General features: G+C 62.1%; 8 protein-coding genes. 3 read left to right on the top strand and 5 right to left on the bottom strand.

All coding sequences use genetic code 11. From position 1 onward, the window contains the following. Positions 1 to 106 precede the first annotated feature (106 nt). Positions 107 to 1069: a L,D-transpeptidase family protein gene (locus tag B7L71_RS08895; RefSeq protein WP_081137425.1), complete on the top strand. Its 963-nt coding sequence runs from the start codon at positions 107 to 109 to the stop codon at positions 1067 to 1069. A 3-nt stretch (positions 1070 to 1072) separates the two neighbouring features. Here the strand turns inward: B7L71_RS08895 and B7L71_RS08900 are convergent, their stop codons facing one another. From B7L71_RS08900 to B7L71_RS08915, 4 genes are read right to left on the bottom strand one after another with little or no spacing between them, the layout of a single operon-like run. Continuing rightward, positions 1073 to 1648, bottom strand: a complete 576-nt coding sequence (locus B7L71_RS08900) for a response regulator transcription factor (RefSeq protein WP_081137427.1) — start codon at positions 1646 to 1648, stop codon at positions 1073 to 1075. Then, complete coding sequence (locus B7L71_RS08905; RefSeq protein ID WP_249273218.1) at positions 1648 to 3177, bottom strand: ATP-binding protein; 1530 nt, start codon at positions 3175 to 3177, stop codon at positions 1648 to 1650. The genes B7L71_RS08900 and B7L71_RS08905 overlap by 1 nt, the downstream gene beginning before the upstream one ends. A 4-nt stretch (positions 3178 to 3181) precedes the next feature. Beyond that, complete coding sequence (locus B7L71_RS08910; protein WP_081137430.1) at positions 3182 to 3850, bottom strand: 2OG-Fe(II) oxygenase; 669 nt, start codon at positions 3848 to 3850, stop codon at positions 3182 to 3184. Continuing rightward, a complete protein-coding gene (locus B7L71_RS08915; protein ID WP_081137431.1) occupies positions 3847 to 4518 on the bottom strand; it encodes a CoA pyrophosphatase in 672 nt (223 codons plus the stop codon). The genes B7L71_RS08910 and B7L71_RS08915 overlap by 4 nt, the downstream gene beginning before the upstream one ends. Before the next feature lie 95 nt (positions 4519 to 4613). Between B7L71_RS08915 and B7L71_RS08920 the strand changes: the two genes are divergently transcribed. Continuing rightward, positions 4614 to 5171 (top strand): NUDIX hydrolase, encoded by a 558-nt coding sequence (locus tag B7L71_RS08920; protein WP_081137433.1) that lies wholly within the window; start codon positions 4614 to 4616, stop codon positions 5169 to 5171. Between the two features lie 18 nt (positions 5172 to 5189). Here the strand turns inward: B7L71_RS08920 and B7L71_RS08925 are convergent, their stop codons facing one another. Next, positions 5190 to 5501 (bottom strand): Nif3-like dinuclear metal center hexameric protein, encoded by a 312-nt coding sequence (locus tag B7L71_RS08925; RefSeq protein ID WP_016914566.1) that lies wholly within the window; start codon positions 5499 to 5501, stop codon positions 5190 to 5192. A 67-nt stretch (positions 5502 to 5568) separates the two neighbouring features. Here B7L71_RS08925 and B7L71_RS08930 point away from each other — a divergent pair, with 67 nt between their 5' ends. Beyond that, positions 5569 to 7500, top strand: coding sequence for a sigma 54-interacting transcriptional regulator (locus B7L71_RS08930; protein ID WP_081137435.1), 1932 nt, complete (start codon positions 5569 to 5571; stop codon positions 7498 to 7500). The last annotated feature ends 77 nt before the right edge of the window (positions 7501 to 7577 follow it).

The raw sequence follows: 7577 nt of genomic DNA on the forward strand, positions 1-7577 counted from the left end.
GTTCAAGTGTTGGTATTAAAGAGGTGAGAGCGCCTGCCCATGCGACAGTCTGTCGGATTGACCCACCGGTAGCCAGTCGGCATATTAGCCGTAAAAAGGAGAACCCATGACGACCACGACGCATTACCCTGCCAGCCGACGGCTCAAGCGCTCCTGTTTAGGCAGTCTGGCGGTCAGCGCTTGGCTGCTGGCGACCAGCGCGTTGGCCAATGCCAGCGAGCTTCCCAAAGGGCACTTTTTGCTGCCCGAAACAGGCAACATGATTGGCGAGAACTACACGGTCACGGCCAGTAACGAAGATACGCTGCTGGATATCGCCCAGGCTCACAACGTGGGCTACGAGGAGATCCGCATGGCCAACCCGGATGTCAGTATCTGGGTGCCTGGCGAAGGTACCGAGGTGACCATTCCCGGCCAGTTCATTCTGCCTGACGAGCCGCGTACCGGCATCGTGATCAATGTCGCTGAACTGCGCCTCTACTACTATCCCGAGGCGGCGGCTGGCGAGCCTGCCGTGGTCGAGACCTACCCCATCGGCATTGGGCGCGATGCCTACAATACGCCTCTGGGGATTACCAAGACCACCATGCGGCTCGAAAATCCTGCCTGGTATCCGCCGGCGTCCATTCGTCGTGAGGCCGCCGAGCGGGGCGACCCGCCACCGGCTGTCGTGCCTCCGGGCCCTGATAACCCGCTGGGGCAGTTCGCCATTCTGCTCGATATACCGGGCTACTTGATTCACGGGACCAACCAGCCGGACGGCATCGGTATGCGCGCTAGCCGAGGCTGTATCCGGATGCACGGGGACGATATCGAGTCGATCTTCTGGCGCGTGCCTGTCGGCACTCAGGTCAATATCATCGATGCCCCCATCAAGCTGGGCTGGAGCGAGCAGGGCAATGCCTATATTCAGGCATTTTCCTCTACCGACGAGAAGGCTTTCGGCATGGACACCCTGCTGAATGTGATTGGCCTGATCGAAGAGCATAACGGCCAGGGCAGTGCCAACTACGAGCAGGTTGGCCGCGTGCTCGAAGAGGCCAATGGTCAAATCGTCCCCCTCAGCTAATGCTCAGGGCGGTAGCGCGGCCACCAGGCCCAGCGCTACCGCCTGACGTACCCAGTCTGCCACATTGCCCGCCTGCATCGTTTTCATGGCCCTCAGCCGATAGACTTCCACGGTTTTAGGGCTCACCTCCATGTGTTCGGCAATTTCCCGGTCGGTCAACCCGCGAGCCACATGGGTCATGATCTGCTGCTCCTTCGGCTTGAGCGACCTGTAGCGCGCCTTCAGGCTAGCCACTTGCGCCTGTGCCTGATGCCGTTGGCGAGCGTGTTCCAGGGCTCGCTGCACGATTTCGATGATCTGCTGGTGGTTGAAGGGCTTCTCGATGAACTCGAACGCCCCGGCTTTCAGGGCGGCCACCGCCATGGGAACATCGCCGTGGCCGGTCATCATGATGATCGGCAGGGTGTCCTGCTGATCCAGCAGCAGGACGGCTATGTGATCGCGCTGGGCCGCCAGAAACGCGTTTCCGCTGGCAAAGGGCTGGGCAGTCAGGCCGACCGACGACAGCAGCCATACCAGCGATTCGCGCAGGTCGGTGTCGTCATCGACCACGGCAATGGTGGAAAGGGGCGGTTCCATCAAACGTCTGTCTCCGTACGTAGCAGTACTTCAAAACAAGCCCCCTGGGGGCAGTCGCGAAGCGTCAGGGCGCCGCCCATGCTTTCCAGCAGGGTTCGGCTGATGGCCAGACCCATGCCCAGTCCATCGTCCCGGGTGGTGTAGAAGGCATCGAAGATGTGCGGGCGCTGGGTATCGGGCACGCCTGGCCCTTGGTCTTCAACGCTCAGCGTTAGCTGGCGATGCCCGCTGGGTCGAACCGTGATGACCACGGCGGGGCGGTCGGGCATCTCACGGCTGGCGGTCAGTGCATTCAGCAGCAGGTTGACCAGCACCTGCTCCAGCGCGATGGGGTCGCCATAGACCCTGGGGAGCGCGTCAGATAACGGGCGCTGCAAAGGGATCGCTGCCTGCTGATACTGCCACTCACAGAGCTGACAGGCCGCCTCGATCACCGGAGCCAGCGCGACCGGGTGCACACGATGGCTGCGTTTGCGTACGAAGCTGCGCAGATGTCGCAAGCGTTGCGCCAGGCGTTCGACCTGCTGGTTGATACGTTCCAGCGGCAGGCGCAGTTCTTCGGCAGAGGGGGCAGGTTGCTGCTGGCACTGCATCAGCGCGCCGCTGGCGTAGTTGGCGATGGCGCCCAGCGGTTGGTTCAATTCGTGGGCAATGTTGGACGCCAGCTCACCCGCGGCCGCTAGCCGGTTGGCATGGGCAATGTGCTCCTGATGGCGGCGCGCCTGCGCTTCGGCCTGCTTGCGCGCGCTGATATCGCGGTTGATGAGCGCGAAGTGGCCGGGTTCGGCGCCCTGAGCACGGTGGGCCAACACGACGCTGAGCACGGGCAGCAGGGCATCTGGTGCGCGTATCTCCAGCTCGCCGCTCCATGAACCGTAACGCTCGACGGCAGGAAAGACCACCTGCCGGAGCAGCCGCAGCGACTCGCAGGAGTATACGGTCTCCAGGGGAGCTTGCAGGGCCTCGTCGGGCAGTGCCAGGCAGCGCCGAGCGGCTTCATTGGCGCTGAATACCCGCTGGTCGGGCCCCAGAAACAGCACGTAGTCGGTGGTGGACTCGACCACCTGCGCCAGGCGTTCTCGGGTGGCTTCGGCTTCGATGCGCCGCCCCACGTCCCGTGAGACACAGAGAATGTCCAGCAGCTCCCCCGTGTTGGCGTCTCGTCGGGTCCGGCTGGTGGTTTCAAACCACACGTAATGGCCCGCCTTGGCGCGAAAGCGATAGGTCTGCTGGTAGAACCCATCATGGTAATAAACCCGTGGTGACTTGTTGAGCAGCGCGCTCAGGTCGGCGGGATGAAAGAGCTGATAAGCCGAGACGCCAATCAACTCCTCGGGCGCGTACCCCAGCAGGTCGCGGGCGGCTTGGGAGGCATACAAAAACGTGCCGTCGCGGGCATGCCGAGAGATCAGGTCGGTGGTGCTTTCCGCCAGCCACTGGTAGTGGCGCTTCTCCTCTTCCAGGGCGGCATTGCGCGCCTGTAACGAGGCGATTTCTGCTTGCAGGCGGGCTTCCAGCGGCGTGGTCATGGCATTATCGCGCGGGGTCCAGTACGCCACCCAGCGAGGCATTGCGGCGGAACCAGCCAGCAATGCTGGTGCGCGGTAGGCGCGTGGGCAGTACTTCGTGGGGAATGGTTTCCGATAAAAAGCAGGCGAACGTTCCTGCTTCGGGCACGACCCGGGCCACTTCCCGGCTGGGGTTGTCGGGGTCGTAGATGACCATTTCGCCTCCACCATCGGCGGGCCAGTCGGGGGTGAGGTAGCCGACGGTCGAGATGACGCGATTGGCCCGCCCGCGAAAGCTGTCCAGATGGCGTTGGTAAAACGCCCCGGCAGGGTAGTGGGCAAAATGCGCCTCGTACTCGAACAGGCCAAGAAACAGCGCCTGATTCAACGAGCGCTGCAGCTCGGCCATGGCATCGAGATAGTGCCGCTGGGCTTCGCTTTCACGGTCCAGCCAGTGGATGGCGTCGCCGCGAATATCCTTGCGCAGCAGGTGCTGCTGACCGCGCCCAATACCTGCTTCATCGAGCGCATCGTGGGCCGCCAGATGCAGCAGCTCGCCTTGCAGCGCCTGGCACAGGGCCGGGTCGATGACCCCCCGGCCCACGTACCAGCCCTGTTCCACCAGGGCGTCGACCAGAGCCACGTGGGCATCGGGGGCAAGAGCATGGGGGCGGGTTTCCATGGAAGCGATCATTTGGTGTGTCTCGTGACTGGCTTGTCGTTGCGATTGACGGTGGCTGGGCGCTGAGGAGAGCGCCGTTCGGGGTAGTGGCGCAAGGCGCCGGCCGGACGGCGGTAAAGGTCGATGTCCATGCCGAACCCTTCGGCCAGCAGCTCCACCAGCATCATGGCCGAGAGCCCCCAGATCACGTGGCTGTCTACTTGGTAGCTGGGCACGTAGTGAGCGACGCCATCCACGGTGATGACATCGGTATGGGTGCGCTGGTCCTCCAGAAAGTGGCTGAGCGGCACTTCGAAAATGGCATCCAGCTCCGCCGGGTCTGCCACCAATGGCAGGTCGGGGGGGATCAGGCCTACCCAGGGGGTGACCCGTATCCCGTGCAGCGAAATCACATCGGACAGGCGCCCCAGCGGCTGCACTGCCTGCGGTGCTAGCGCAATCTCTTCCTGAGCCTCCCGCAGTGCGGTGGCGTAGAGGTCTGCATCGGTGGCTTCACGCTTGCCGCCGGGGAAAGCGACCTGGCCGCTGTGGGTAGTCAAGTGGCCCGCGCGGCGGGTAAACAGCAGCGTCGGCGATGGCCGCTCGACGATGGGCATCAAGACGGCGGCCTCTGGCAGAGTAACGTGGTCCAGCCGTTGAGGCGTATGCAGTTGCAGCTGTTTGCGCAGTTTCTCTAACATAGGGGATTCCCGTGACTTTGTTCTCTTTTACCCAGCCATGACGATCAGCGTCAAGCGCGTTGATAGCTCGCCCTTCCAGCCATAGAGAAAACGCGATGAACTTTTGTAGTCAGTGTGGTGAAAAAGTCCGCTTTGCGGTGCCTGACGGAGATGACCGCCCCCGCTACCTGTGCGATGCCTGCGGTACCATTCACTACCAGAATCCGCGCATTGTGGCGGGTACGCTGCCGGTGAGCGGCTCGAAGGTCTTGCTGTGCAAACGCGCCATTGCGCCGCGCAAAGGGTATTGGACGCTGCCGGCAGGCTATATGGAAAACGCCGAAACCACGCAGCAGGCCGCATCCCGAGAGACCTGGGAAGAGGCCTTCGCCGAAGTCGCGCTGGGAGACCTGTACACCTTGATCGACCTGCCCCACATCAATCAAGTCTACATGATTTTTCGTGCCGACCTGGTGGGTGGCTTCAGTGCCGGACCAGAAAGCCTGGAGGTGGCGCTTTTCGAAGAGCACGAAATCCCCTGGGACGCGCTGGCCTTCCCCACCATCGAACGGACCCTGCGGCACTACTTCGAAGATCGCCAGCAGGCGGAATTTTCGCTGCACATCAGCAAGATCACCCCCGAAGACCGCGAGCGCTACTTCGGCAGTGCCTGATGGGGCAGGGGGGAGCGCCTACAGGTTGGCCAGCTGCCACACGTCGTAGGCCACTTCTTCGTAGGGGTGGGCCAGCTTGAGGGCGGCAATGGCCGCCTGGATGTGCGCGTCGTCACAGACCAGCTCCACCTTGAACTCTTCCACCCTTTCCAGGGTGCCTACCTGACCGATATGCGGTTCGGCGCCCTCCATCGGCCGAAACTGGCCGGTGCCGCGGGTCTGGAAACAGACGTGCTCATAATCACCGATACGCCCCGCACCCGCGTCGAACACGGCGCGCTTGACGCTCTCGACATGGTCGACAGGAACAAAAAAAGCGAGTTTATACATGGATCATGCCCCTTTTTGAGCGGCGAAAGTCAGCAGAGGGCCACATGATACGCGATTTGGCGGTAGGTTGGGCACCGCCACCCTGTCAGGGGGGCGGTGCCCTGTCGTTGGCTTACCAGGACTTATTGACCCGCTCAGCGACCGGTTAATTGACGCTAATACAGCGGCGTGCCAACTGCTGCTGATTCATGAGCAGCCGCTTACGACCCCTTTTAGCCACCGTTTAAGCGCTTCATTGCCGCTATGGGTCAGCTTTACCGATGAGGTGCTGACCACCGGCCAAGGATGGTCGGATGATTTGGTGCTGCTGGATAGCGTGCGCCAGCCTCGCCATGTTGAGGTCTATGGGAAACGCTTACACGACTCCTCAAAGCTGTTGCTGACGGTGATTGATCGTAATAAAGCCGAGCAGCGCCGCGCTAAGGCGGAGCTTAGCCGCCAGCATCGCCAGGGGGAGGTGGGTTGGCAGCGCGTTGAGCAGGTGTTCGAGCGAATCGAAAGGCAGAACCAGCTGATTCTCAGCGCCGCCGGAGAGGGCATCTACGGGCTGGATGCGCAGGGCAGAACCACTTTCGTCAATCCAGCGGCCGAGCGCATTCTGGGCTGGAGCACCGAGGATATGGTGGGCCACGATGCGCATTTGATGTTTCACCATACCCATGCCGATGGCTCGCATTTCCCGGTGCAGCAGTGCCCCATTCATGCCTCGTTCAGCGATGGCCAGGTGCACCACGTCGACGATGAAGTGTTCTGGCACAAGAACGGTGAGGCGATTCCCGTCGAGTATACGAGCACCCCCATTTTCGAGATGGGGCGGTTGGTGGGGGCCGTGGTGCTGTTTCGCGATATCCGCGAACGCAAGCGGGCAGAGCAGCAGCTGCGCGATGCCCTGGAGGAGGTCGAGTCGCTGAAGCGGCGGCTGGAGCTGGAGAACGAATACCTCCAGGAGGAGATCAAGGCAGAGGTCAATCACCGCAATATCGTGGGCAACAGCCCGGCGGTGGCCAAATTGATCCAGCAGATTGCCATGGTGGCGCCGACCGGGGCCAACGTCTTGATCAGCGGTGAGTCCGGCACGGGCAAGGAGCTGATCGCCAGGGCCATTCATGCCGGAAGTGGGCGCAGCGACCGGCCGCTGATTCGGGTCAACTGTGCCGCCATACCGCGAGATCTGTTCGAAAGCGAGTTCTTTGGCCATGTCAAAGGGGCCTTTACCGGGGCGATGCAGGACCGTCCGGGGCGTTTCGAGCTGGCTCACGGCGGTACGCTGTTTCTTGACGAGGTGGGAGAAATTCCGCTGGAGCTGCAGAGCAAGCTGCTGCGCGTATTGCAGGATCAGCAGTTCGAGCGAGTGGGGGACAACCGCACCCGCGAAGTGGACGTGCGCGTGATTGCGGCCACCAACCGTGATTTGAAAGAGATGATCGACGCCGGGCATTTCCGAGAGGATCTCTATTTCCGGCTCAACGTGTTTCCCATCGATTCAGTGCCGCTGCGTAAGCGCATCGAGGATGTGCCTTTGCTGGCGCGACATTTTCTGCACCGCGCCTGCTTGAAGTTCAACAAGCCGGGCGTGCGTATTCCTCCCGCCCAATTGGAGCTGCTGACCCTCTACCCATGGCCTGGCAATATCCGCGAGCTCGAAAACGTCATCGAACGACAGGTGATCGTGACCCAGGACCGCCGACTCTGCTTCGACGACCTGTTGCCGCCGGAGCCCAGTGTGCCGGGGCAGGTCATGGCGGAGCGTGACAAGGGCGCCGAGCCCCTTGCCGAGACGCCGATGACCGAACAGGCGCTACAGCAGCGCCAGCGGGACAATGCGCTGAAGGCGCTGGCAGCGACACAGGGCAAGATCTCTGGTGCGGGTGGGGCGGCGGAGCTATTGGGCGTCAAGCCTACGACGCTGGCCTCCCGGCTGCAAAAGTGGGGCATCGACCCTCGGCAATTCAAGCGCCGTGAGCGTAAAAAGCCCCCCACCAACGGTGCATTGGACTAAGGTAAAAGGTGCTGGGCTGGGCAGGCACTTTGTACACACAAATTCGCCAAGTTCAAGGCTAGCATACATACATGAAT

Source organism: Halomonas sp. BC2 (assembly GCF_002078115.1).
GTDB classification, from domain to species: domain Bacteria; phylum Pseudomonadota; class Gammaproteobacteria; order Pseudomonadales; family Halomonadaceae; genus Vreelandella; species Vreelandella stevensii.

Coding starts and splice junctions, on each gene's coding strand:
- B7L71_RS08915 (WP_081137431.1), bottom strand. CDS start 4,518: ATGTTAGAGAAACTGCGCAAACAGCTGCAACTGCATACGCCTCAACGG.
- B7L71_RS08925 (WP_016914566.1), bottom strand. CDS start 5,501: ATGTATAAACTCGCTTTTTTTGTTCCTGTCGACCATGTCGAGAGCGTC.
- B7L71_RS08905 (WP_249273218.1), bottom strand. CDS start 3,177: ATGACCACGCCGCTGGAAGCCCGCCTGCAAGCAGAAATCGCCTCGTTA.
- B7L71_RS08920 (WP_081137433.1), top strand. CDS start 4,614: ATGAACTTTTGTAGTCAGTGTGGTGAAAAAGTCCGCTTTGCGGTGCCT.
- B7L71_RS08910 (WP_081137430.1), bottom strand. CDS start 3,850: ATGATCGCTTCCATGGAAACCCGCCCCCATGCTCTTGCCCCCGATGCC.
- B7L71_RS08900 (WP_081137427.1), bottom strand. CDS start 1,648: ATGGAACCGCCCCTTTCCACCATTGCCGTGGTCGATGACGACACCGAC.
- B7L71_RS08895 (WP_081137425.1), top strand. CDS start 107: ATGACGACCACGACGCATTACCCTGCCAGCCGACGGCTCAAGCGCTCC.